The organism is Streptomyces sp. SP18CS02 (assembly GCF_036322365.1).
GTDB lineage: Bacteria > Actinomycetota > Actinomycetes > Streptomycetales > Streptomycetaceae > Streptomyces.
Genome location: NZ_JAQYXC010000281.1, coordinates 166,890 through 190,190, shown reverse-complemented (window position 1 = coordinate 190,190; position 23,301 = coordinate 166,890). Strand labels below are relative to the sequence as shown.

General features: G+C 73.0%; 19 protein-coding genes and 1 pseudogene. 10 read left to right on the top strand and 10 right to left on the bottom strand.

Going from position 1 to position 23,301, the window contains the following annotated elements:
- The first annotated feature begins 298 nt into the window (after positions 1-298).
- From PUR26_RS15920 to PUR26_RS15910, 3 genes are all read left to right on the top strand, one after another.
- Positions 299-1,102: a methyltransferase domain-containing protein gene (locus tag PUR26_RS15920; protein ID WP_329873026.1), complete on the top strand. Its 804-nt coding sequence runs from the start codon at positions 299-301 to the stop codon at positions 1,100-1,102.
- 73 nt (positions 1,103-1,175) lie between these two features.
- Positions 1,176-1,523 (top strand): VOC family protein, encoded by a 348-nt coding sequence (locus PUR26_RS15915; RefSeq protein ID WP_329873025.1) that lies wholly within the window; start codon positions 1,176-1,178, stop codon positions 1,521-1,523.
- Positions 1,524-1,828: 305 nt separating this feature from the next.
- Entirely contained in the window at positions 1,829-2,170 is a 342-nt protein-coding gene (locus PUR26_RS15910; RefSeq protein WP_329873024.1) for a DUF6204 family protein, read from the top strand.
- Positions 2,171-2,324: 154 nt separating this feature from the next.
- Here the strand turns inward: PUR26_RS15910 and PUR26_RS15905 are convergent, their stop codons facing one another.
- Together PUR26_RS15905 and PUR26_RS15900 are read right to left on the bottom strand one after the other, a co-directional pair.
- Positions 2,325-2,888, bottom strand: a complete 564-nt coding sequence (locus PUR26_RS15905; protein WP_329873023.1) for a GNAT family N-acetyltransferase — start codon at positions 2,886-2,888, stop codon at positions 2,325-2,327.
- Between the two features lie 184 nt (positions 2,889-3,072).
- Positions 3,073-4,536: an MFS transporter gene (locus PUR26_RS15900; RefSeq protein ID WP_329873022.1), complete on the bottom strand. Its 1,464-nt coding sequence runs from the start codon at positions 4,534-4,536 to the stop codon at positions 3,073-3,075.
- A gap of 386 nt (positions 4,537-4,922) precedes the next feature.
- Between PUR26_RS15900 and PUR26_RS15895 the strand changes: the two genes are divergently transcribed.
- Both PUR26_RS15895 and PUR26_RS15890 read left to right on the top strand, forming a co-directional pair.
- Positions 4,923-5,672: a GntR family transcriptional regulator gene (locus PUR26_RS15895; protein ID WP_329873021.1), complete on the top strand. Its 750-nt coding sequence runs from the start codon at positions 4,923-4,925 to the stop codon at positions 5,670-5,672.
- Between the two features lie 231 nt (positions 5,673-5,903).
- Positions 5,904-7,010 (top strand): adenosine deaminase, encoded by a 1,107-nt coding sequence (locus tag PUR26_RS15890; protein WP_329873020.1) that lies wholly within the window; start codon positions 5,904-5,906, stop codon positions 7,008-7,010.
- Positions 7,011-7,076: 66 nt separating this feature from the next.
- On the opposite strand, the gene PUR26_RS15885 is transcribed toward PUR26_RS15890, so the two are convergent.
- The 7 genes and pseudogenes from PUR26_RS15885 to PUR26_RS15855 all read right to left on the bottom strand — a co-directional run bounded on the left by PUR26_RS15885 (position 7,077) and on the right by PUR26_RS15855 (position 16,870).
- On the bottom strand, positions 7,077-8,009 hold the full coding sequence (locus PUR26_RS15885; RefSeq protein WP_329873019.1) for a S66 peptidase family protein: 933 nt from the start codon (positions 8,007-8,009) through the stop codon (positions 7,077-7,079).
- A complete protein-coding gene (locus PUR26_RS15880; protein WP_329873018.1) occupies positions 8,006-9,991 on the bottom strand; it encodes a S9 family peptidase in 1,986 nt (661 codons plus the stop codon). The genes PUR26_RS15885 and PUR26_RS15880 overlap by 4 nt, the downstream gene beginning before the upstream one ends.
- A 12-nt stretch (positions 9,992-10,003) precedes the next feature.
- Complete coding sequence (locus tag PUR26_RS15875; RefSeq protein WP_329873017.1) at positions 10,004-11,341, bottom strand: M20/M25/M40 family metallo-hydrolase; 1,338 nt, start codon at positions 11,339-11,341, stop codon at positions 10,004-10,006.
- Positions 11,334-12,167, bottom strand: coding sequence for a M55 family metallopeptidase (locus PUR26_RS15870; RefSeq protein WP_329873016.1), 834 nt, complete (start codon positions 12,165-12,167; stop codon positions 11,334-11,336). The genes PUR26_RS15875 and PUR26_RS15870 overlap by 8 nt, the downstream gene beginning before the upstream one ends.
- Before the next feature lie 124 nt (positions 12,168-12,291).
- Positions 12,292-13,605, bottom strand: a pseudogene (locus PUR26_RS15865) (GAF domain-containing protein); the annotation flags it as partial.
- A 121-nt stretch (positions 13,606-13,726) separates the two neighbouring features.
- Complete coding sequence (locus PUR26_RS15860) at positions 13,727-16,171, bottom strand: MFS transporter (protein WP_329873015.1); 2,445 nt, start codon at positions 16,169-16,171, stop codon at positions 13,727-13,729.
- A 255-nt stretch (positions 16,172-16,426) separates the two neighbouring features.
- On the bottom strand, positions 16,427-16,870 hold the full coding sequence (locus PUR26_RS15855; RefSeq protein ID WP_329873014.1) for an SRPBCC family protein: 444 nt from the start codon (positions 16,868-16,870) through the stop codon (positions 16,427-16,429).
- A 105-nt stretch (positions 16,871-16,975) separates the two neighbouring features.
- On the opposite strand from PUR26_RS15855, the gene PUR26_RS15850 reads away from it, so the two are divergent.
- The 3 genes from PUR26_RS15850 to PUR26_RS15840 all read left to right on the top strand — a co-directional run bounded on the left by PUR26_RS15850 (position 16,976) and on the right by PUR26_RS15840 (position 19,387).
- Positions 16,976-17,176, top strand: a complete 201-nt coding sequence (locus tag PUR26_RS15850) for a hypothetical protein (protein ID WP_329873013.1) — start codon at positions 16,976-16,978, stop codon at positions 17,174-17,176.
- Positions 17,177-17,282: 106 nt separating this feature from the next.
- The gene (locus PUR26_RS15845) at positions 17,283-18,938 is read left to right on the top strand and encodes an alpha/beta hydrolase (RefSeq protein WP_329873012.1); all 1,656 of its coding nucleotides are present in this window, start codon (positions 17,283-17,285) and stop codon (positions 18,936-18,938) included.
- Positions 18,939-18,979: 41 nt separating this feature from the next.
- A complete protein-coding gene (locus tag PUR26_RS15840; protein ID WP_329873011.1) occupies positions 18,980-19,387 on the top strand; it encodes a RidA family protein in 408 nt (135 codons plus the stop codon).
- Between the two features lie 147 nt (positions 19,388-19,534).
- On the opposite strand, the gene PUR26_RS15835 is transcribed toward PUR26_RS15840, so the two are convergent.
- Complete coding sequence (locus tag PUR26_RS15835; protein WP_329873010.1) at positions 19,535-20,113, bottom strand: adenylosuccinate lyase; 579 nt, start codon at positions 20,111-20,113, stop codon at positions 19,535-19,537.
- Between the two features lie 414 nt (positions 20,114-20,527).
- Here PUR26_RS15835 and PUR26_RS15830 point away from each other — a divergent pair, with 414 nt between their 5' ends.
- Positions 20,528-22,309, top strand: coding sequence for a 3-hydroxyacyl-CoA dehydrogenase family protein (locus PUR26_RS15830; RefSeq protein WP_329873009.1), 1,782 nt, complete (start codon positions 20,528-20,530; stop codon positions 22,307-22,309).
- Positions 22,310-22,415: 106 nt separating this feature from the next.
- On the top strand, positions 22,416-23,285 hold the full coding sequence (locus PUR26_RS15825) for a TetR family transcriptional regulator (RefSeq protein ID WP_443077085.1): 870 nt from the start codon (positions 22,416-22,418) through the stop codon (positions 23,283-23,285).
- The last annotated feature ends 16 nt before the right edge of the window (positions 23,286-23,301 follow it).

Genomic DNA, 23,301 nt, shown 5'->3' with positions numbered 1-23,301 from the left:
ACGGAGGCCACGAGGAGCGGCACCCCGGCTTCAGCGCGGCGGCCGGCCCGGGCGCGCGGCACGGCGGGCGGCTCGTCCCTGAGCGCTTCCCGGACAGCCCCGGCGATCTGTTCCGACAGCTCCGGTTCCGGCCCATCCATCGCTTCCATGAGGCGCGGGTACCCGGGAGCCGACACCCATAACACGGTCCGGCCATACCCGCTTGTCCATATGACAAGACAGGGGTCTCACCATTCAACACAGCGGGCATACGGTGGACCCCGGAAACCTCACTCCGAGAGCGAGCAGGGAGTCGGCCATGGCGGATGCCGTGTACACCCATGGGCACCACGAGTCGGTACTGCGTTCCCACCGCTGGCGCACCGCCGCGAACTCCGCCGGTCACCTCCTCGGCGAGCTCCGGCCGGGGCTGGACGTCCTGGACGTGGGGTGCGGCCCCGGCACCATCACGGCCGACCTCGCCGCGCTGGTCGCGCCGGGCCGGGTGACGGCGGTCGACGCGTCGGCCGCCGTCCTGGACCAGGCCCGTGCCGTGACGGACGAACGCGGCCTGGACAACGTGCGGTTCGCGGTCGCCGATGCGCACGCACTGGAATTCGCCGACGGCTCCTTCGACGTGGTCCACGCGCACCAGGTACTCCAGCACGTGGGCGACCCGGTGAAAGCCCTCCGCGAGATGCGGCGGGTGTGCCGCCCCGGCGGTGTCGTCGCGGTACGCGACAGCGACTACGCGGCCTTCGCCTGGTTCCCCGAGGTGCCGGTCCTGGACGACTGGCTGGGACTGTACCGGCAGGTGGCACGGGCCAACGGCGGCGAGCCGGACGCGGGCCGGCGGCTGCTCTCGTGGGCCCGGCGGGCGGGCTTCACCGACATCACCGCCTCCGCCTCGACCTGGTGCTACGCCACGCCGGAGGAACGCTCCTGGTGGAGCGGGCTGTGGGCGGACCGCACGACCGCCTCGGTGTACGCACGGCTGGCCGTGGAGGGCGGCCACGCGACCGGGGAGCGGCTGGCGGCGATCGCCGCGGGGTGGCGGGAGTGGGGGCGGCAGGACGATGCCTGGTTCATGGTCCCGCACGGGGAGCTGCTCTGCCGGGCCTGAGGGGCGGGAGCGGTCCGGCCGGCCGGAACCGAATCGATCTCGCTCCCCCGCGCGGCCAACTACCCTGATCGGCATGGAGATCCTGGGAACCACGCTGCGCGTCTGCGTCGACGACCTGGAGACCGCGGTCGTCTTCTACGAACGGCTCACGGGCGGCCACGCGCAGCGTTTCGAACGGGGTGGCGTGTCGGTCGCCGCCGTCGGCTGCTTCCTGCTGATGAGCGGCCCGGAGGCGGAGCTGGAGATTCTGCGGAAGGTCACGGCGACCATCGCGGTGCAGGACGTGGACAGCGCGCTCGCCAGGCTCAACGAGGTCGGCGCCAAGGTCCTGGCGGGCCCGGTGCCGACCCCGGTGGGCCGCAACCTGATCGCGGTGCACCCCGACGGTTCGGTCTTCGAGTACGTCGACCGCCGCCTCTGACCTCATGGGTCCGCCCGGTCGGCCCCGGGCCGTGGCGGGTGCGGCCCCCCGGCATATTTCCGCGCGCGACTGCGCGTCGCCGCCCTAGGGTGTGTCCGGAGAGTAACGGCGTCCGCCCGGGGGGCGGGGTTCGCGGCGTCCGGTGCGTGCGATCGCGGCGGAGGAGCGAGCCGACGCGGTGGAGGCTCCTCCCGTGCCCGAGGGGCCCGGGGGGTGCGCGGGCCGTGGCGGATCAGGCGGGATGCGACGGACCACCGTGGGGTGGGCCGTCGGCATCGAGGCATACACGAAGGACGGCGGGGCGGATGGGCACGCAGCACACGTACCGGGTGATCGTGCGCGGCACATGGGACGGACTGACGGACGAGGCGCGCGACAGGCTGCTGGCGGAGGTGGACGACCACGGGCTCGCCGGGATGCGGTTCACGCCGGAGGGGTCGCTCACCTATGACGCCGCGCTGAAGCACTTCTCGTACCGCTTCACGGTGGTGTCGGAAGCGGCGGACGGCGAGGAGATGGCCGCCGCGATCGCCGAGGACCGGGCCGAGTCGGCGCTGCGGGAACTCGGCCACGGTTACCGGGCCCTCAAGTCGACGGTGACGGACATGGACACCATGAAGGTGAACCACAAGAGCCGCCGCTCCTGACCGGCACCGGCCCCGTCGGTCCCGGCCACCGCCGGAGACCGGCGGAGACCGGCGGCGACCGGCGGATCGGCTCCCGGTCCCGGACGGTCCGGCACCAAGGTCGCGGTTCCCCGGCCGCAGTCCCGGGGGCGCCCGCCCGCGCACGGGGGCGGTCTCAGGGGGTTCCGGTGGTCATCTCCGCCGTGATCGCCCAGCGTTCGTGGTCACGCCAGGCGCCGTCGATGTGGAGCATCGCCGGGGAGAAGCCCTCCAGGCGGAATCCTGCCCGGCGCACGAGGGTGCGGGAACTCTCGTTGCCGGGCTGGATGTTGGCCTCGAGCCGGTGCAGGCCGAGGGGCCCGAACGCGTACCGCACGACGAGGCCGAGCGCCTCGCTCATCAGGCCGCGCCCTGCGGCGTGCGCGAAGGCGCCGTAGCCGAGGGCGCCGCAGAGGAAGCTGCCCCGGACGATGTTGTTGATGTTGATGAATCCGGCGATCCCGCCGCCCTCGTCCTTCTCGCAGACCAGGAAGGACGCCCTGGCCGGGTCCTCCATGAGGGCGCGCGCGTAGACGGCGTACGTCTCGGGGCGGTCGGGCGGGAAGAGCCAGGGCCGGTGCAGGTCCTTGCTCTGCCCGGCGCGTGCGGTGAACTCGTCGGCGTCCTCGTACGTGAGAGGCCGTACGGCCACCCGCGGGCCTTCGGCGAGATAGCTGCGGGAGGGCGGTGAACCGGACATCGGGTCAGCGTACCCACACCGGACGCCGTTCCCTCGCGGGCGCCGTGCGGGCACCCGGCGGTATCCGGAAGCCAGGCCCCGGCCGCCGCCCGGAGAACCGCCGCCGCCCCCGGGACCAGGACGGGTGTTCCTGGTCCGGCGGGGGCGGCGGGCGCGGCCGTACGGGTGGAGCGGCGGGGTCGGCTCAGTGGTGGGCGATCACGAGCTGCGGCTCGTCGGCGTCCGCGTCCGCGCCGTCGGCCGGGTCGGGGCGCTGGATGAGGAACGCCGTCACGACACCGATCGCGAGCAGGGCGAGCGCGGCGTACATGGCGTGCTGGTAGCCGGCCTCGGTGACGCCCCCGGCGTCACTGCCCGCCGTGATCATGGCGGAGGCCAGGGCGATGCCCAGTGAGGCTCCGATGCCGAAGCAGGCGCCGTTGAGGCCGGACAGCGAGCCGGGCTTGTCCTTGGGGGCGGTGGTGACGGCGAGGCCGTTGAGACCGGTCAGCATGAAGCCGCCGTACGTCACGCCGAGGGCCGCCAGCGAAGTGACCAGGATCCACTCGCTGTGCAGGAAGAACGTGGCGAACACGAAGATCACCAGGTTGGCCACGGCGCCGGTGACCACGATCCTGCGCCAGCCGATCTTCGGACCGAGGCGGCCGGTCAGCGGAGCGGAGATCACTCCGATGAGCTGGATCGGGGTGAGGAAGAGCACGGCCGCGGTCACGGCGGAGAGGCCGAGCCCCACCCGGGCGTCCTGGGAGAAGAGCGGGATGGTCAGGGCGACCGCGCCGAAGGCTCCTCCGAGGGTGCAGATGGTGGTGATCAGCAGCGGCCAGGCACGGCGGGAGGCCAGGACGTCCAGGTCGATGACCGGGTTGGTGGCGCTCTTCTGCGAGAGGACGAAGAAGACCAGCGAGGCGAGGCCGCCGAGCAGGAACCCGAGGGTCAGCACGGAGGTCCAGCCCCAGGCGGCGCCCTGGGCGAGGCCGACGAGAACGCCGGTGAGGCCGAGCGCGAGGGCGGCGATGCCACGCGAGTCGAAGCGGGTGTCGGCGGTGGTGGGCGGGACGTCGGGGACGTAGCGGTGGACACCGACCAGTCCGGCCACGGCGATCAGGGTCGAGCAGACGAAGATGCCGCGGAAGCCGATGGTGTCGGCGATCTGGCCGCCCGCGATGGCGTCGACGCCGGCGAGGCCGCCGTTGACGGCGGTGATGATGCCGGCCGCCTTGCCGAAGCCGGCCGGGGTGAGCAGCTGGTTCAGCGTGAGGAAGGCGAGGGTGAACATCGCGGCCGAGACGCCCTGGAGGATGCGGCCCGCGATGAACACCTCGATGTTCGGGGCGAAGACGCACAGCAGATTGCCGAGGATCAGCACGAAGGCACAGAGGATCATCATCGGCTTGCGGCCGCGCTGGTCGCTGAGGCGGGCCAGGGTGACCTGGCCGATGGCCGCCATCAGGAAGAACAGCGTCTGCGAGAGTCCGGCGGCGGCCGTGGTGGTGCCGAGGCGCTCGATCACATCCGGCAGCGCGGGGCTGAGCATGGTCGCGTTGATCTGGTAGCCGAGTACGGCCAGGACCATCGCCAGCAGCATGGGGCCACGGCCCGCAAGGTCGGATTCGGCTCCGGAACGCGTCCGGCCGAGCGAGAGTGACATGTCGGCCCCTTTGCCTTGGATGTCATGTCGAGAACGGTGCGGTGCAATGCGACGCGGCAGCCCGCCCCGCCCCGCCCCGCAGAACGTCGGGATCCGTCGAGCCCGGTGGAGACCCGTGGAGCCCGGTCCGGGCCCGGTCGTGGATCCGCCGTAAATCCGTCGCGGGATCGCTTGCGGGATCCGTCGCAGGATCGGGAAGAAGCTTGTCAGACAAGTGCCGCCTCCACAGATTGAGATCTACGCGCGTAAACGTCAAGGGGTTCGTGCTGTGAATCCGAAAAAACCCGTGGGGCCCGGGGTTTCCGCAGCTCAATCGAGACGCAGGCGGCATTGCCCGACCGGGCGGCCACGGCATAACTTGCTGACAAGTGAGCCGAGGAGGGGCAGTGGTGGTCAGCGCAGAACAGCGGAGACCGGTCGTGGTGCTGTACGAGCGGATCGTCGACGCCATCCACGCCGGTACCTACCCGCCGGGCTCGACCCTGCCGTCCGAGCCGAAGCTCGCCGCGGAGCTGGGCGTGAGCCGCCCCGCCCTGCGCGAGGCGCTGCTGCTGCTCCAGGAGGACGGGCTGCTCTCGGTGCGGCGCGGGGTCGGCAGGACCGTCAACGACGGGCCGCCGCGCCGCGGTTTCGAGCACATCCAGCCACTGGAGGAGCTGATCGGCGGAGGCGGCCAGGTCCGCGTGCGGGCATTGCTGCGCACGGTCGAGGAGCCGACCGACTTCACCACCCAGCATCTGCTCGCCCCGGCGCGCTCGGAGCTCCGGTTCTGGGAGTCCCTGCTGACCGCGGAGAGCGCGGCGGCGGCACTGAGCCAGGAGTGGGCGGCCTCCGGGGACGTGCTGGAGCGGGCCCATCCGGGTTTCGCGAGGGCACTGGACGAGGAGCCCGCCACCGGACGCGCCTCGATGCTCGCGGTGCTGGCCGGGGCGTCGCGGAGCGTGCCGCTCTCGGCGCACAGCGGCGTGACGGCCACGCTGGTCGGACAGCGTCGCGGGGAGCAGCTCGGCCGGCCGGCCGACACCCCCGCCGTGTTGATCACCCAGGTGGTCCGGGCCGGGGACACCCCCATCCTGGCGGCCAAGCACATGCTGCCGACGGGGGCGGCCGCCCTGCCCGTACTGCAGTCGAACTGACCCGTGCGCCTGACCCGTGCGCCTGAGCCGGGCCCGATGCCGGGCCGGTGCCTGAGCCGAGCCCGGTGCCGGTGCCGGTGCCGGGAAGAACGCCCCCGCAGGCCCGGGGCGTCGCCGGAGCGGCACCCCGACCCTCCCGGCACGGCGTCGGGACCGCTCCCGCCGGGTCCTCCACCCCTCTGTCGGCTGGGTCACGGCACGGGCGGCAGGTGTGCCGTACACTCCCGCCCCATGCACTTGTCTGACAACGTCCCCGCTGACGCTCCCGCCACCTCCCCCGTCGCCGACTGGGTCCGCCGCGCCCCCAAGGCCGTCCTCCACGACCACCTGGACGGTGGCCTGCGCCCTGCCACGATCATCGAGCTGGCCCGCGAGTGCGGTTACGCCGGCCTGCCGGCCGAGGACCCGGACGCGCTGGCGGTGTGGTTCCGCGATGCCGCCGACTCCGGCTCGCTGGAGCGCTACCTGGAGACGTTCGCCCACACCTGTGCGGTCATGCAGACCCGCGAGGCCCTGTTCCGGATCGCGGCCGAGTGCGCCGAGGACCTGGCGGCGGACGGCGTCGTCTACGCCGAGGTGCGCTACGCCCCCGAGCAGCACCTGGAAGCCGGACTGACCCTCGACGAGGTGGTCGAGGCCGTGAACGCGGGCTTCCGCGAGGGTGAGCGCCGCACCGGTGGCCGGATCACGGTCGGCACCCTGCTGACGGGCATGCGCCACACGGACCGCTCGCTGGAGATAGCCGAGCTGACCGTCGCGCACCGCGAGCACGGCGTCGTCGGCTTCGACATCGCCGGCGGCGAGATCGGCAACCCGCCGGCCCGCCACCTGCCGGCCTTCCAGCACCTCAAGCGCAACAACTGCCACTTCACCATCCACGCGGGCGAGGCCGTCGGGGCCGAGTCGATCCATGAGGCGGTGCAGGTCTGCGGCGCGGAGCGGATCGGCCACGGCGTCCGGATCACCGACGACATCGCCGAGGACGGCACTCTCGGCCACCTCGCCTCGTACGTGCGGGACAACCGGATCGCCCTGGAGGTCTGCCCGACGTCCAACCTCCAGACCGGTGCGGCGAAGGACTACGCGTCCCACCCGATCGACCAGCTGCGCCGTCTCGGTTTCCGGGTCACCCTGAACACCGACAACCGGCTGGTGTCGGGCACCACCATGAGCCGGGAGTTCCAGCACATGGTGGACGCCTTCGGCTACGGCCCCGAGGTCTTCGAGGAGTTCACGATCGCCGCCGTCGAGGCCGCGTTCGTCCCCCTGCCGGAGCGCCGCCGCATCATCGACGAGGTGATCCGCCCGGCGTACGCGGCTCTCGCCGGTACCCGCTGAGCCCTGGGTCCCCCGCGGCCGCCGGCGCCTCCGGGCACCGGCGGTCACGCCCCGGCCCTGCGCCGCTCAGCGCAGTGCCGGCAGGTCCAGGGTGAGCGAGCGGGCGTCCGCGTCCAGGGTGGCGGGCACGCCGAGCGGCATCGTGAGCGCCGTCGCGCCGTGTCCGAACCCCAGCTCCTCCACCACCGGCACGCCGAGCCCGCCCAGCCGGTCCAGCAGGGTCGCCCGCACCTTCTCGTAGGGACCGCACTCCTCCCACGAACCGAGCGCGATCCCGGCGATCCCGTCCAGCCGGCCGGAGCGCAGGAGCTGGGTGAGCATACGGTCCAGGCGGTACGGTTCCTCGCCGGTGTCCTCCAGCAGCACCAGTCCGCCCCGGGCCGACGGGCGCCCGTGCGGGGTGCCGACCTCGCTCGTGAGCATGCAGAGGCAGCCGCCCAGGGTGACGCCCCGCGCCCGGCCCGGGACCATCGTGCGCGCGATCGGCAGCCCGAGGCGGCGGACCGACTCGGGCTCGAAAAGGGTGGCCCGCAGCCCCTCCTGGGAGTCGGCGTCCTTGACGAAAGTGGCCGCCGCGACCATCGGGCCGTAGAGGGTGGCGAGCCCCATCCGTACGGCGAACGCCTCGTGCAGCGCGGTCGCGTCGCTGTAGCCGACGAACACCTTGGGACCGGCGGCGCGGATCGCCGTCCAGTCGAGGAGATCGACCGTGCGCTGGGCGCCGTAGCCGCCCCGGGCGCAGATCACCGCCGAGACGGACGGGTCGCACCATGCCTGTGTGAGGTCCCGGGCGCGTGCCGTGTCCCCTCCGCCGAGGTAGTCCAGCTCCCCGGGGACGTCCAGGACGTGCGGCATCACCACGGGCTCCAGCCCCCAGCCGCGCAGGATGTCCAGACCCGCCCGGAGCCGGTCCTCCGCGACCGGGCCGCTGGGGGCCACCACGGCGACCCTGGCACCGGGCCTCAGCCGTTCGGGCCTGGTCAGGGGGGTGAGGGTCACGTCCTCAGCTCCAGGCGGGGGACGTCGTCACGGGTGAGGCCGAAGGTCTGCGCGTAGAGGGACAGTTCGGCCTCCAGCGCCCGGATCATGGTGTCGGCCCTGCGGAACCCGTGCCCTTCCCCCTCGAAGGCGATGTACGCGTGCGGGACCCCCCGGCCCGCCATCCGTGCCAGGAAGCGTTCGCTCTGCACGGGCGGGCAGATGACGTCGTCGAGGCCCTGGAGCAGCAGGAAGGGGGCGGTGATGCGGTCGGCCCGGGTGATCGGGGACCGCTCGCGGTAGCGGCCGGGGACCTCGGCGAGCGGCCCGATCAGGGTCTCCAGGTACCGCGATTCGAAGTCGTGGGTCTCCCCGGTGCCCCAGCCGGTCAGGTCGAGGATCGGGTAGATGATGGTGCCGCAGGCGTAGAGGCCGGTGCCGGCGAGGGAGGCCGCGCTGGTCCAGCCGCCCGCGCTGCCGCCGCGCACGGCCAGCCTGGCGGGGTCGGCGGTGCCTTCGGAGGCGAGCGTCGCGGCGACGGCGGCGCAGTCCTCCACATCCACCACACCCCACTGTTCGCGCAGCCGGTTGCGGTAGTCCCGGCCGTATCCGCTGGAGCCGCCGTAGTTGACCTCGGCCACGCCGATGCCGCGCGAGGTGAAGTAGGCGATCTCCAGGTCCAGGACGAGCGGCGCGTGTCCGGTGGGCCCGCCGTGCGCCCACACCACGTACGGCGGCAGTTCGTCGGTGGGGGCGACCCGGTCGGGGTTGTGCGGGGGATAGATGTGGGCGTGGATCTCGCGGTTGTCGGGACCGGTGAAGGTGCGGATCTGGGGTTCGGGGTAGTACGCGGGGTCGACCGGGTCGTCATGGCCGGAGCCGACGATCCGGGCCCGGCCGGTACCGGTGTCCAGTTCGACGACCTCGTAGGCGCTGCGGGGGCTGGCGGCCACGCCGACGACCCGGCTGCCGGCCGAGTCGAGGGTGGAGGCCCACTCGGTCCAGGGTCCGGCGGTGTCGACGAGCTCGCCGGACTCCGGGTCGAGTATGCCGAGGCTGGTGGCGCCCCTGCCGTGGATGACGGCGATCAGGCCGTCGTCGAGCGGCTGGAACCACTTCTGGCCGATCTTCCACAGGGGCCCGCCGAACTCCTCGCCCCGCCCGGGACAGAGGCCGACGGCCTCCGTCGAGCCGGGCTCCCTCCGGTACAGCTCCCACCAGTCCCCGATGTCGGAGACGTACAGCAGCGAGCCGTCGGGCGCCCACTCGACCTGGCAGACCGCTTCGTCGGGGCCGCCCGCGACCGTGCGCACATCGGTGAACGGCCCGTCCTCGGTCACCTCGCCGGTCATCACCTCCGTACCGTCCCACGGCATCCGCGGGTGGTCCCAGGCGATCCAGGCGGCGCACCGCCCGTCCGGTGAGAGCCTCGGCCCGGTGACGAACCGGTGCCGGCCGTCGGTCAGCTCCCGTACGGCGTCCCGGTCGTCGGCGGCCGAGCCGTCCAGCGGTACGGCCGCCAGCACCCGCCGCAGGTCCCCGGGGCCCTCACCGGTGAACTCCTCCAGGACGCACCACACTTCGCCCCGGCCCAGGTGGATGGCCGGGTCCGCCCAGCGCAGTCCGCCGCCGATGCCGGACACCGGGGTGAGCGGCCGGGGCGGCCCGTCGCCGTCCGGTTCGTAGGCGTACAGCCGCTGGTCGGGGAAGTGGCTGAAGACGACGAGCGGGCCCCCCTCGTCCCGGGCCGTACCGGCCCAGGGCCGGCCGCCGTACTCGATCACCCGGCTGCGCGCGTTCCACGGGGCGGGCAGCACCGGTTCCTCGGTGCCGTCGGCGCGTCTGCGGACCAGTGCGCGCCGGCCGCCCTCGACGGGGCGGGGCTCGGTCCACCACACCTCGTCGCCGACGAGTCCGACGTACTCGGGTCGTCCGTCGTGCGCGGCGGCCAGCTTCGCGTCGATCGGTGACGGCCAGGTTCCGTAGGCCCCCGTGGGTACCATGGGCGGCTCCCCCTATGCGGTTTGCAGGTAGTGATCGAGGACGCGGACGCCGAAGTGCAGGGCCTCGACCGGGACGCGTTCGTCCACTCCGTGGAAGAGCGCCTGGTAGTCGAAGCCGATGGGCAGCCGCAGCGGTGAGAACCCGTAGCCGACGATGCCCAGCTTGGCGAACTGCTTGGCGTCCGTGCCGCCGGACATGCAGAACGGGACGATGTGGGCGTCCGGCTCGAAATGTGCCAGCGCGGCCCGGAGCTTGGCGTAGGTAGGTGAGTCGACCGGCGCCTGGAGGGCGATGTGCCGGTGCGCGAACTCCCACTCCACGTGCGGCCCGGTGAGCCGGTCCATGGTCTCGATGAACTCCTCCTCACCGCCCGGCACCATCCGCCCGTCGATGTGCGCGGTCGCGACGCCCGGGATCACGTTGACCTTGTAACCGGCTTGCAGCATCGTCGGATTGGAGCTGTTGCGGATGGTCGGCTCGACCAGCGCGGCGGCGTGCCCGAGCTTGGCCAGCAGGGCGTCGGCGTCGAAGTCGTCGGCGTCCAGGTCGGGCCGGATGCCGTGCAGCGCGGCCAGCTCCGTCAGCGCGGCGCGCACGGTCGGCGTGATCCTTACCGGCCACTGGTACTCGCCGATGCGGGCGACGGCCGCGGCGAGACGGCTCACGGCGTTCTCCCGGTTGACCTTGGAACCGTGACCGGCCCTGCCGTCGGCCGTGAGCTTGAGCCAGCCGGTGCCGCGCTCCCCCGCGCCGATCGGGTAGATCTCCAGGTCGGGGCCGGCGTGGAAGGTGAACGCGCCGGACTCTCCGATGGCCTCCGTGCACCCCTCGAAGAGCTCCGGGTGCCGGTCGGCGAGGAACCCGGAGCCGTCGGCGGCGCTGGCCTCCTCGTCGGCGGTGTAGGCGATGACGATGTCACGCCGGGGCCGGATGCCCTGGCGCGCCCATTCCCGGACGACCGCGAGGACCATGGCGTCCATGTTCTTCATGTCGATGGCGCCGCGGCCCCAGACCAGGCCGTCGCGGAGCTCCCCGGAGAAGGGGTGCACGGTCCAGTCGGAGGGGTCGGCGGGCACCACGTCGAGGTGGCCGTGGACCAGCAGCGCGTCGGCGGACGGGTCGGTGCCCTCGATCCGCGCCACCACGTTGGTGCGCCCGGGCGTGCGCTCCAGCAGGACCGGTTCGAGTCCGGCGCCGGCGAGCCGTTCGGCGACGTACTCGGCGGCGGGGCGTTCGCGGCAGTCGCCTCCCCCGTGGTTGGTGGTGTCGATCCGGATGAGCTCGGAGGTGAAGGTCACCACCTCGTCGAGCGCCTGCGTGTCGGTCTCGAAGGGCGTCACGTCAGCCATACTGCTCCTCCACTGCGGCCGAGACGATCGTGGTGACCGCCTTGAAGGTGCGGATGGCCTCGTACATCGTCTCGCCGGTGTACGCCACCCGTCGCTCCCCGCCCACCACGACGCCCGGGACGACGGTGGCGGCCGCGGCGAGGTGCTCCGCGTCGAACTCCAGCTCCACGGTGAACGGCCCTCCGCGCACCGGTTCGTACCGTACGGCGAGAGTGGTCGCCTCCTTCGCTGCGGCGCGGATCTCGGCGGCCGTACGGGTGGGAGTGCGGCACACGGCCGCATACCGCGAGACGTGGTCCTTGACGGCGACCTTGCGGGCCTCGGGCGCGTATCCGAGGGCGTCCTCACAGGTCAGGTCGTCCCCGGTGACGAGGATGACGGGTACGCCGTACTCGGCGACGACATGGGCGTTGAGCAGACCCTCGCTGGCCCGTACGCCGTTGAGCCAGACGCCGGTGATGCTGTTCGCCAGGTACGTGTGGGCCAGGACGCCCTCGGTGCCGGCGCCCGTGTGGTAGCCGACGAAGGCGATGCCGTCCACGTCACCGTGCTGGACGCCCTCCACCATGGAGAGGGACTTGTGGCGGCCGGTGAGCATCTCGACGCGCTCGTCGAGCCGTTCCAGCAGCAGGTTGCGCATGCTCCAGTGTGCCTCGTTGATGAGGACCTCATCGGCTCCGCCGGCGAAGAAGCCGAGGGCGGCCGCGTTCACGTCGGAGGTGAACATGGACCGGCAGCGCTCCCACTGCGGCGTGCCGGGCAGCACGTCGGCGGGCCACGTCACACCGGTGGCGCCCTCCATGTCGGCGCTGATGAGGATCTTCACAGAGCTCTCCGTCCTCGCCGGTCCGGCCCGAAGTGTCCTCCTGGCGCGGGTCCCGGCATCGGTTCCATCACACCGTTGGATCTCCCACCCTGTCGAGCGCTTCATGCCGGACCGGGGCCTGCGCCCTCGGCGGCGTCGGGTTCCGCAGTGCCTCGACGAGGCGCTCCTGGTAGGCGTACCTGCGCGCGTTGTCGAGGACGAGCCCGGCCCGGGCGGCCAGCTCCACACCCGTCGCCCGGTCCATGTCGTCGAACTGGGGGCGCCCCGGGTGACGCAGCAGGACCATGAAGCCCAGTACGAGGCCGCGGGCCTTGAGCGGCACGATCAGCATCGAGCGCCCGTCGATCAGGGGCCGGACGTCGCGCTTCTCGTACCGGGCGGCGATGGCGGTGCTCAGCGACGCGCCGATGTGCGGTACGAGCACGGGCTCGCCGCTCGTCATGCACTGGAAGAACGGCGTGCCGCCGGGGACCAGCAGGGTCTCGCCGACCGGCACCGCGTCGTCCCAGCGGCCCGGTTCGTCGACGTGCTCGACGGCGACCCGGTGCCAGCGGGTGGTGGCGTCCGGCGTCCCGTCCGGAAACTCCTCGCCCGCGACGACCTGTTCGCGCACGTAGACGCCGACGACATCGGCGAACCGGGGTACGACCGCGGCGCCGACCTCCGCGACCGTACGGGCGAGGTCGAGCGTCGATCCGATGCGGCCGCTGACGTCGTTGAGGAACGCGAGGCGCTCGTGCGCGGCGTGCTCCGGGTACGCCTCGCGGCAGGCCGGGTCGCCCGGTCCTGCGGCGCGCGGACGCTCGGGCCGCCGCGCCCGGGGAACGCCCCGGTCCGCGGTGACCGGTACGCGTCTGCGGTAACTGAATTCGAGGACCGGATATCCCAGTTCCAGCACCTGGGCGACGATCCGGTCGGATTCCCGGGCGCTCATGCCCGGCAGGATCTCCGGAAGCCGGGCGGCCAGTTCGCCGGAGTCCCCGAAGTCGGTGTGCGGGGCGAAGCCGGGGGCGATCCGTTCGAAGTGCTCCTGGTCGGCGGAGCCCTCCCGGAACCGTTCCGCGTCCGCGGCCAGGACGAGCACCCGCTCGCGTCCCGGGCCGGCCAGCGGGTAGGCCCACCAGAGCACGTCGCCCCGCTCACGCCCCGGTTCGCTCAGCCGGGCGCGGCCCGCCGCAGGGTAGAGGATGCGGCCCCCGCACCCGTCGTGCTCGTCGTACGGCCCGGGCGTCTCGTCGTCGCCGAGCACCTGGGAGACGGGCAGCAGCTCCTCGGCCGCCCGGCCCACCGCGTGCTCCTCGGCCGGGCCGAAGAGCCGTCGCGCGCCGGCCGACCAGTGGGACACCAGTCCCTCGCAGTCCACGACGAACACGGCGAGCGGAATCCGGCCGGCCGCGCGCGACCGCTGCGGCACCTCCTGCGGAACGCCACTGTCCATGGGGGAAGGCTCCTTCCGCGCCGCGAGGTTCCGCGGCTCTGCCATCACGGTACGATCCCGTGCCGCCGGGCTCCGGGCATCGGCTGAATCCCCAACGGGGCCTGCACGAACCGGTGGAACGTCAATCCTCGTAGCCGAGCTGGAGATCCCGCTCGGTGCGCCCGCCGCGGGCCACCTGGAGCACGGTGGCCACCGGCGGGTAGCCGGCCGCGATCACGGTGTACTCGCCGGACGAGAGGTCCACGAAGCGGAAGGTGCCGTCGGGCCCCGTGGTGAGGGTGTCGACGACGTTCCCCGCCGTGTCCAGGAGCGTCACACGGGCCTCCTCCACGGGGCGGCCGCCGGTGGCGCGTACCGTGCCGCGCAGCATCGCCCCGCCGGCCAGCTCGATGTCCTGGCGGGTCTCACGGGACGCCTGGACGCTCACCGGCAGGGCGGCGGGCCGGAAGGCGGGGGCGCTGGCGGCCAGGGTGTACTCGCCGGCCACGAGTTCGGTGATCTCATAGCCGCCCTCGCGGCCGGTACGGGTCGAGGCGACGACCTCGCCGCGCACATCGGTGAGAGTGACCGCGGCGTCGCGCACGGGCGTGCCGTCGGCGGTCACGACCGTTCCCGCGAGGCGTCCCGCGCCGCCGAGCACCACATCGAGCTCCACGGGCCGGTCGCCGACGGTGACGGTGACGGCCTGCGGCTGGTGCCCGCCGGCCGCCGCGATCATCACGTAGGCGCCCGCGCCGGGCACGCTCAGCGCGTACCGCCCGTCCTCCCCGCTCGCGCCGCGCCCGATCTGCTGTCCCCGTACGTCGACGAGGGTGAGCGCGGCGCGCGGGACGGATGAGCCGTCGGGGTGCTGGACGGTGCCGCAGACCGGGACCCCGGCGACGAACGCGGGGGCGGGGCGCGGTGGAGCCGGTGGGGCCGGGGAGACCCGGGCGGCGGGCACGGGGACCGTCGTGACGACGGGCGGGTCAGGGAACACGAGCGGTTTCTCCTTGAGGAAGAAGGCGAGGACGAGGCCGAGCGCGAGCAGGGGCACCAGGAGGAGGAAGGTCCGCGGCATCGTGTCGGCGTACGCCTGGAGGTAGCCGTCGCGCAGGGCGGGCGGCAGGGCGTGCACCATCTGCGGGGTGATCGACGAGCCCTCGGGCAGGGCCGTGGTGGGCAGGCCCTCGCCCCCGGGCGGGCGGTCGGCGAGGGCCTGGTCGAGACGCCCGGCCAGGAGGGTGCCGAAGACGGCTGCCGCGGCGAGGCCGCCCGCCTGGCGGAGATAGGTGTGGGCTCCGGTGGCCGTGGAGAGGTCGGCGGGCGGCGCGGAGTTCTGCGCGGCGAGGACGAGCGCCGGGATCACCAGGCCGATGCCGGTGCCGAGGACGGCCTGCCAGACGCTGTGGTCCAGGCGCGGGGTGTCCGGCTCCAGCCGGGACAGCAGCCACATGCCGACGGCGGCCACGGCGGTGCCGATCACCGGGTGGATCTTGTAGTGGCCGGTGCGGGAGATGAGCAGCCCGGAGACGGTGGCGGCCACGGCGAGGCCACCCATCAGCGGCAGCATCAGCAGTCCCGATTCGGCCGCGTCCGCGCCCTGGGCCAGCTGGAAGAAGGCCGGCAGGCAGGTGCCGGCGACGTACAGCACCACGCCGGCGATGAGGCCGATGAGCCCCGTGAGGACGAAGACGGAGTCCCGGAACAGATACGGCGGGACGAGCGGTCGTGGGGCCAGGGACTCGACGACGAGGAAGAGCAGGAGGGTTCCGACGGCCCCGCAGGCGAGCCCCAGGACGACGCGCGAGTCCCAGGCGTGCTCCTTGCCGCCCCAGCGGGTCATCAGGACCAGGCAGGCGGAGGCGGCGGTCAGGAAGAACACGCCGAGCACGTCCGGCCGGGCCGGCAGCCGGACCGGAGGTTCCGGCAGCCTGAGCGCGAGGGCGACGACGGTCAGGGTGATCAGGCCGGCGGGGACGTTGACGTAGAAGCACCAGCGCCAGGAGCCCTGTTCGACGAGGAAGCCGCCGAGCAGTGGTCCGCCCACCGACGCGGCCGCGAAGGCGGCGCCGGCCAGGCCCATGAAGCGGCCGCGGGCCCGGGCCGGCACGAGGTCGGCGGTGAGCGTCTGGGCGCCCGTCACCAGTCCCCCGGCGCCGATGCCCTGGAGGGCGCGGAAGGCGATGAGCTGGTCCATGGTGCGCGACGAGCCGGCCAGGGCCGAGCCGACGACGAAGACGACGACGGCGAACTGGAAGACCGCCTTACGGCTCCACCGGTCACCGAGCGCGGCGTGGACGGGCAGGCCGACGGTCACGGCGAGGAGGTAGGCGGTGACCACCCAGGGCAGCCGGTCCGGTCCGTGGAGGTCGGCGGCGACGGCGGGGAGGGCGGTGGCGACGGTGGTCTGCTCCAGCGCCGCGAGCAGCAGCGCGAGCGTGAGACCGGCGAAGACCAGGCGGACCCGGCCGGGGCCGAGGGCCGGGCGGCCGCCGGCTGGCGGGCCGCCGACGGGGGGTGGTGCGGTGCCGTCCGCGTCGGTCCGTGCGGCCCGGTCGTCCTTCGCCTCCGCGATCCCACCCACGAAACATGCTCCCCTCGTCGCACGTGCCCTCGCGCTGCGCGGCGTCATTCTTCGCATCAGGCGCGCATGTGGAGCAAGCGGGGCATTTACGGGAGAGGGGGCGCGAGTGTCCCGCGCCGATCGGGCATCGGGCAGGGTTCGGGGCGCTCATCAGCGGCTTTCCCGCGGCCCCGGGAGCGCCGGCCGTGCCTGGCGCGCCGGGGGGCCGACGGGAAGACCACTCGAATCGGTGACCGGTTCAGTGCCGCGGCACGGCTACTTCTCCACCTCCGCGGCGAGCTTGTCGAGCATCGCGTCGTAGATGCGGCCGAGGCCCTTGGGCGCGAAGGTCCGCTCGAAGAATCCGCCGATGCCGCCCGCGCCGTCCCAGACGGTGGTCACGACGACCCTGGCCCTGCCCTCACCGGCCGGAGTGACGGTCCAGGTGGTGACCATCGAGGAGTTGCGGTCCTTCTCGACGAGCCGGCCGTCGGTGGTCTCGCTGACCTCCAGCAGGCAGTCGCGGACGCGCTTGCTGGTGGCCTGGAGCTTCCAGTGCACGAGGGTGCCCTCTCCGTCGCCGCCCTCGCGCACCTCGTACTCGCTGAAGTGCTCGGGCAGCAGCTTCGCGCGGGTGTCCTTGTAGTCGGCCAGCGCGTCGAACACCGTCTCCGCGTCCGCCGCGATGACCCGCTCCGTCGTGGCCTCGACCTGCGCCATGCCTGACCTCCAGCACTCGTTACCTAAGGGGGCTCCAGCCAACCACCTGTGCGGGAACCGCCCAAATCCGGGTCGGGGTGATCACGGGAACAGGTGCTCCACTGTGTGAACCTCTTCGTCCGCGGGACGCACGGCCACCCGGACCTCGACACCGGCCCCGGCGCGCAGGTCGCGGTGCAGGCGAATGCCCCGAGCCGGGCGGCGGACCGGCCCGCCCGCGCGGCGCTGGGCGGCCGGCGCGTTCCCCCCGCCGCGCGCGACGGGGAGGCCACGGCGGCCGGGGCCACACACCTCACCCTCCTCTGATCGGGTCAAGTCCGGCCACGTGGTGACCTCCCGGGCGGGAATACGGGGACGATGCGCCGAGGGCTGTGTCCTCACAGCCGCGTTCCGCCCAGCACCGGGAGGCCACATGCAAAGACGCGCAGGAGTGCTGATCGCCGCGGGGGCGCTGATGGCGAGCACGATCGGCGCCGGGCCGACGGCCGCCGGAGCCGCGGACGCCGGGCCGACGGCCCCACCGAAATGGGCCGGTTGCGCCACCAAGCAGTACCCGAGGCTCCAGTGCGCCACGATCGAGGTGCCCCTGGACCACGGCGCTCCCCGGGGCAGACGGATCACCCTGGCCCTGTCGCGGGTCCCGCACACCGCCAAGTCCTCGCAGGGTCCGCTGATCGTCAATCCCGGCGGCCCCGGCGCGAGCGGACGGGCGATGGCCGCGTTCGTGGCGGCCTCGCTGCCCCCGAAGGTCGCCGGACAGTACGACGTGATCGGCTTCGACCCGCGCGGCGTGGGCGCCGGCACACCGGCGCTCGACTGCCTGCCCGGCCACTTCAAGCCCGTACGCGTCGACTCCCTGCCGGCCGACGGGGCGCGGGAGCGGGCCAACACCGCGCGGGCCGAGTCGTTCGCCAAGGCGTGCGGCGACAAGTACGGCGACGTGCTGGCGCACATGGACACGGTGAGCACGGCCAAGGACCTGGACGCGATCCGCCGGGCGCTCGGCGCGAGCAGGATCAACTACTTCGGCTACTCGTACGGGACCTATCTGGGCGTCGTGTACGCCAAGCTGTTCCCGCACCGGGTGCGGCGGGCGGTCCTGGATTCCGTGGTGGACCCCGAGGCGGTCTGGTACGACGCCAACATCGCGCAGGATTTCGCCTTCGACGCCCGCCACAAGGCCTTCCTCGCGTGGGTGGCCAAGCACGACGCCTCGTACCGGCTCGGCACGGATCCGGCCGGGGTCGAGACCCGCTGGTACGCGATGCGGGCGGCGGTCGGGAAGAAGCCGGCGGGCGGGAAGGTCGGCCCCGCCGAACTGGAGGACACCTTCCTTCCGGGCGGGTACTACAACGGCTTCTGGCCCGTGCTCGCCGAGGCGTTCTCCGCGTACGTCCACGAGAAGGACGCCGATCCTCTCGTCCGGGCGTACGAGTCGATGGCGGCCCACGACGCCTCCGACGACAACGGCTACTCGGTCTACACGGCGGTGCAGTGCCGGGACGCGTGGTGGCCGCGCGACTGGCGCACCTGGCGCCGGGACAACACGGCCGTCCACGCCAAGGCACCCTTCTCCACCTGGAACAACGCCTGGTACAACGCGCCCTGTGCCTTCTGGCCGGTCGAGTCGCTCACCCCCCGGGACGTGTCCAACCGGGCCCTGCCGCCGGTGCTGCTGTTCCAGGCGACGGACGACGCGGCCACCCCGTACGAGGGGGCCGTCTCCGTGCACCGGAAACTGCGCGGCTCACGGCTCGTCGTCGAGCGGGGCGGCGGGAACCACGGCGTCACTCTCGGCGGCAACGTCTGCCTGGACGGGTATCTGACCCGGTATCTGGAGACGGGGGAGGTCCCCGAGGGCGCCGGGGGCGGTGAGGCGGACGCGCTCTGCGCGGCGGTGCCGGAACCGCAGCCCGACAGAGCGGCGGGGGTGCCCGCGACAGCCGCGAACGAGGCGGACCGGGGCGGCAAGGCGCAGCAGACGCACAAGGCACAGCGGGGGCAGACGGCCATGGAGCCCGCCACCGGCGGTGCGGCGCTGCACAGGGTGCTCGGCCACGGAAACTGACGGGCCGGCCGCCGGGGGCGTGCGTCGCGAGGATGGCGGTCATGACGACTCATCTCACCCATGTGCACGCCCCTGACGGAGTCGCCCCCGGCTCCGGCTACAGCCATGCCGTATGGGGCACCGGCCGGTTCGTGGCCATATCCGGCCAGTGCGCCTTCGACGCCGGCGGCGAGGTCGTCGGCGTCGGGGACCCGGCGGCGCAGTCCCGCCAGGTCTTCGAGAACCTGGGCCGGTGCCTGGCGTCGGCGGGCGCCTCGTTCGACGACGTGGTGAAGCTGACGTACTTCGTCACCGACGTGGCGCACCTGCCCGCGGTGCGGGCCGCACGGGACGAGGTCGTCGACACCGCGCGTCCGCCGGCCAGTTCGGCGGTCCAGGTCGCGGCGCTGTTCCGTCCCGAACTGCTGGTGGAGATCGAGGCGTTCGCCGTCGTCCCCGAGGACCGCTGACGGCGGCCGTCCGGCCCGCGATGGCGCCTCGGAGCGCTCGGCGGGTGCCGGTGTCCGCCCGGAGGTGCACCGTGTCCGGTGCGTACATCGCACGCACCTGACGCCGCGGCCCCCGCCCTGCGGACGCCGTTACTTTCCGGTCACTCCCTAAGGCCTGGGCCGGGCCAGCCGGGCCAGTGCCTCGGTCGCCGCGCGGTTCAGGCGCGGGTACGCGCACGCCGCCTCAAGGACGGGCCGGGCGCGCCGGTCGCCCAGCGCGCCCAGGCCCTCGGCGCACGCCACGCCCACCCGCCAGTGCGGATCGTCCGCGGCGAGCCGGCGCTCCAGCACCGTGATGAGCGCCGGCACGGACTCGGGCGCGCGCAGCTGGGCGAGCAGCCGGACCGGCGTCAGGGCGTAGGCGACGCGCAGTTCATTGGTGGCCAGGGCGGCCGCCGCCCGGGGCGTCCGGGGGTCACCGAGTCCCGTGAGGGCGTACGCCGCGGAGACGCAGCGCTCGGGGTCCCGGTGGTTCAGCAGCAGGATCAGGGCCTCGAAGGCGCGCCGGTCCCCGGCCCGGCCGAGGCGGAAGGCGGCTATCTCGCGGGCCCACAGGGGCTGTCCTGGGCGGGTGAGGACCTCGGCGAGTTCCTCCTGGTCCCGGACGGTGATCAGCCGTCGGTACACGGCCGATCCGCCCGACTCGTCCCGCAACCGGTCCGTGAGCGACCTGAACTCCTCGTCCATGGCCGTCAGCGTAGCGAGGCACCGCGATCCAGATCACATGATCCGGGGACGACCGGGGACTGGCGCGCTCATTACTCGCCGGTTAATCTCAAGTGAGCGGGACACACCCCCCGCACCCCTCCCGGTGGCCTGGTGACGCAGCCGTCCGGGAGACAGCTCCCATACCGCATGGCTATGGGGGAGTTCGTCGGTTCGGTTCGATGACGCGGCTCCGGGACAGAGTCCGTCGCCCTTTTCTCTTCCGCGACCCGCACTTCTTCAGCGCGCGGTACGCCGTTGACGTACGCACGGCTCGGCCGTGATCCGCGGCAGGTCCGCGGCGTACGCCCGCAGGCCGTGATCCACGCGGTACGCCCCGTGAGGCATCCCCGCGCGCGCCCTCATCAGTCGTCACCTCATCCCTGGAGTCCCGTGATGGACACCCCTCTCTCCACCATCGCCGTCGTCGGCCTCGGCACGATGGGCGCCGGCATCGCCGAGGTCCTGGCCAGGGCCGGCCGCGAGGTCATCGGCATCGACATCAGCGAGGCGGCCGCCCGCCGGGCGATCACCTCGCTGGAGACCGGCACCGCCCGTTCGGTCGCCCGTGAGCGGATCACCGAGAAGGAGCGGTGCGACATCCTCGCCCGCTTCCGCACCTTCTCCGACCTCCAGGCAGCGGCCGACGCCGACCTCGTGATCGAGGTCGTGCCCGAGTCGTACGAGATCAAGCAGCAGGTCTTCCGCGCGCTGGACTCCATCGTCCGGCCCGGGACGATCCTGGCGACGGGCACCAACGCGCTGTCCGTGACCCGTCTCGCCGCCGAGTCCGCCCACCCCGAGCGGGTGCTGGGCCTGCACTTCTTCAATCCGGCCCCGGCGATGAAGCTGGTCGAGGTGGTCTCCTCGGTGCTGACCTCTCCGGCGGCCGTCGCGTCCGTCACCACGCTCGCCCACGAGCTGGGCAAGGAGCCCGTCGCCGTCGGCGACCGGCCCGGTTTCGTCGCCGACGGCCTGCTCTTCGGCTACCTGAACCAGGCCGCCTCCATGTACGAGGCGAAGTACGCCTCGCGGGAGGACATCGACGCCGCGATGAAGCTGGGCTGCGGCCTGCCGATGGGCCCGCTCGCCCTGCTGGACCTGATCGGCATCGACACGGCCCGCACCGTGCTGGACGCGATGTACGCCGAGTCGCACGACCGGCTGCACGCCCCCGCCCCCATCCTCAAGCAGCTCAGCGAGGCGGGACTGACCGGCCGCAAGGCGGGCCGCGGCTTCTACACGTACGAGGCGCCGGGCGGCGCCGAGGTGGTCCCCGACGGGCTCACCCCGACGGAGACGGCCGTCGCCGGCGGTGGCCGTGAGATCCGTTCGGTCGGCGTCGCCGGGTCGGGCACCATGGCGAGCGGCATCGCGGAGGTCTTCGCCAAGGCCGGGTACGACGTGGTCCTCGCGGCCCGCTCGCCGGAGAAGGCCGAGAAGGCCAAGGCCCGGATCGCCACGTCGCTGGCCCGCTCCGTCGAGAAGGGACGGCTGACCGCCGAGGCCCGCGACAAGACGCTGGACCGGATCACCCCGGCGGGTTCGCTGGACACCTTCGCCGGAGTCGACCTGGCCCTGGAGGCGGTCGCCGAGGACCTGGAGGTCAAGCAGCAGCTCTTCGCCTCCCTGGACAAGATCTGCAAGCCGGGCGCGGTGCTCGCCACCACCACGTCGTCGCTGCCCGTGGTGGCCTGCGCCCGCGCCACCTCGCGCCCGCAGGACGTCATCGGCATGCACTTCTTCAACCCGGCCCCGGCGATGAAGCTCGTCGAGATCGTCCGTACGGTGCTGACCGGCGACGACGTCCACGCCACCGTCCGCGACATCACCAAGAAGATCAAGAAGCACCCGGTGGACTGCGGCGACCGGGCCGGTTTCATCGTGAACGCGCTGCTCTTCCCGTACCTCAACAACGCGATCAAGATGGTCCAGGACCACTACGCCACGCTCGACGACATCGACGCCGCGATGAAGCTGGGCGGCGGCTATCCGATGGGCCCGTTCGAGCTGCTCGACGTGGTCGGCCTGGATGTCTCGCTCGCGATCGAGCGGGTGCTGCACCGCGAGTTCCGCGACCCCGGCCTGGCGCCGGCTCCGCTGCTGGAGCACCTGGTGGCGGCGGGCTGCCTCGGTCGCAAGACGGGGCGCGGCTTCCGCGAATATGCCCGGCGCTGAGGCGTACGGGGAGTGGGGAGGGCTGCTCGGCCCTCCCCAGGGCCCGCCCGGGGGCCGGTCGGGGCCCCCGGGCGGCCCGGCCCCGCAGGCGCGATCTCCTGCACGGATGCAGTACGTTCAGGTCATGTCCCAGCCTGCTGACCCAGCCCGACGGCCTCCCCGTACCACCGCCGCGCCCGACGCCCCGGAAAGTGCCGCAGGCAGCCGCGCCGCCGCCCAGCGCCTCAAGATGCGTCGCGAGCTGGCGGCCGCGGCCATGGAACTGTTCGCCACCAAGGGGTACGAGGCGACGACGGTCGACGAGATCGCGGCAGCCGCGGGAGTCGCCCGGCGTACCTTTTTCCGCCATTTCCGCTCCAAGGAAGAGGCGATCTTCCCCGATCACGACGACACCCTGGTGCGGGCGGAAGCGGTCCTGAACGCCGCCCCGGCGCACGAGCACCCGCTGGACACGGTCTGCCGGGGCATCAAGGAAGTCATGAAGATGTACGCGGCCTCCCCCGCGGTCTCGGTCGAGCGGTACCGCCTCACCCGCGAGGTGCCGACCCTGCGGGAGCGCGAGATCGCCTCGGTGGCCCGCTACGAGCGCCTCTTCACCCGGTACCTGCTGGGCCACTTCGACGAGCGCGACCACCACGACGGCAACGACGACCCGCTGCTGGCCGAGGTGGCCGCGTCCGCGGTCGTCACCGCGCACAACCATGTGCTGCGCCGCTGGCTGCGGGCGGGCGGACAGGGGGACGTGGAGACCCAGCTGGACCACGCCTTCGCGATCGTGCGGGACACCTTCGGAACGGGCATAGGCGCCGGCCGCTCGGCCGCCTCGCAGACCGGTCCGGCCGCGCAGAGCGGTCCCGGACCGTCGGCGACGGCGTCCACGCAGGGCGAGGTGCTCGTCGCCGTCGCCCGTACGGACACACCGCTGGACCAGGTCATGCGCACGATCCAGCAGGCGCTGAAACCGCACAGGAGCTGACGAGGGCCGCCCGCTC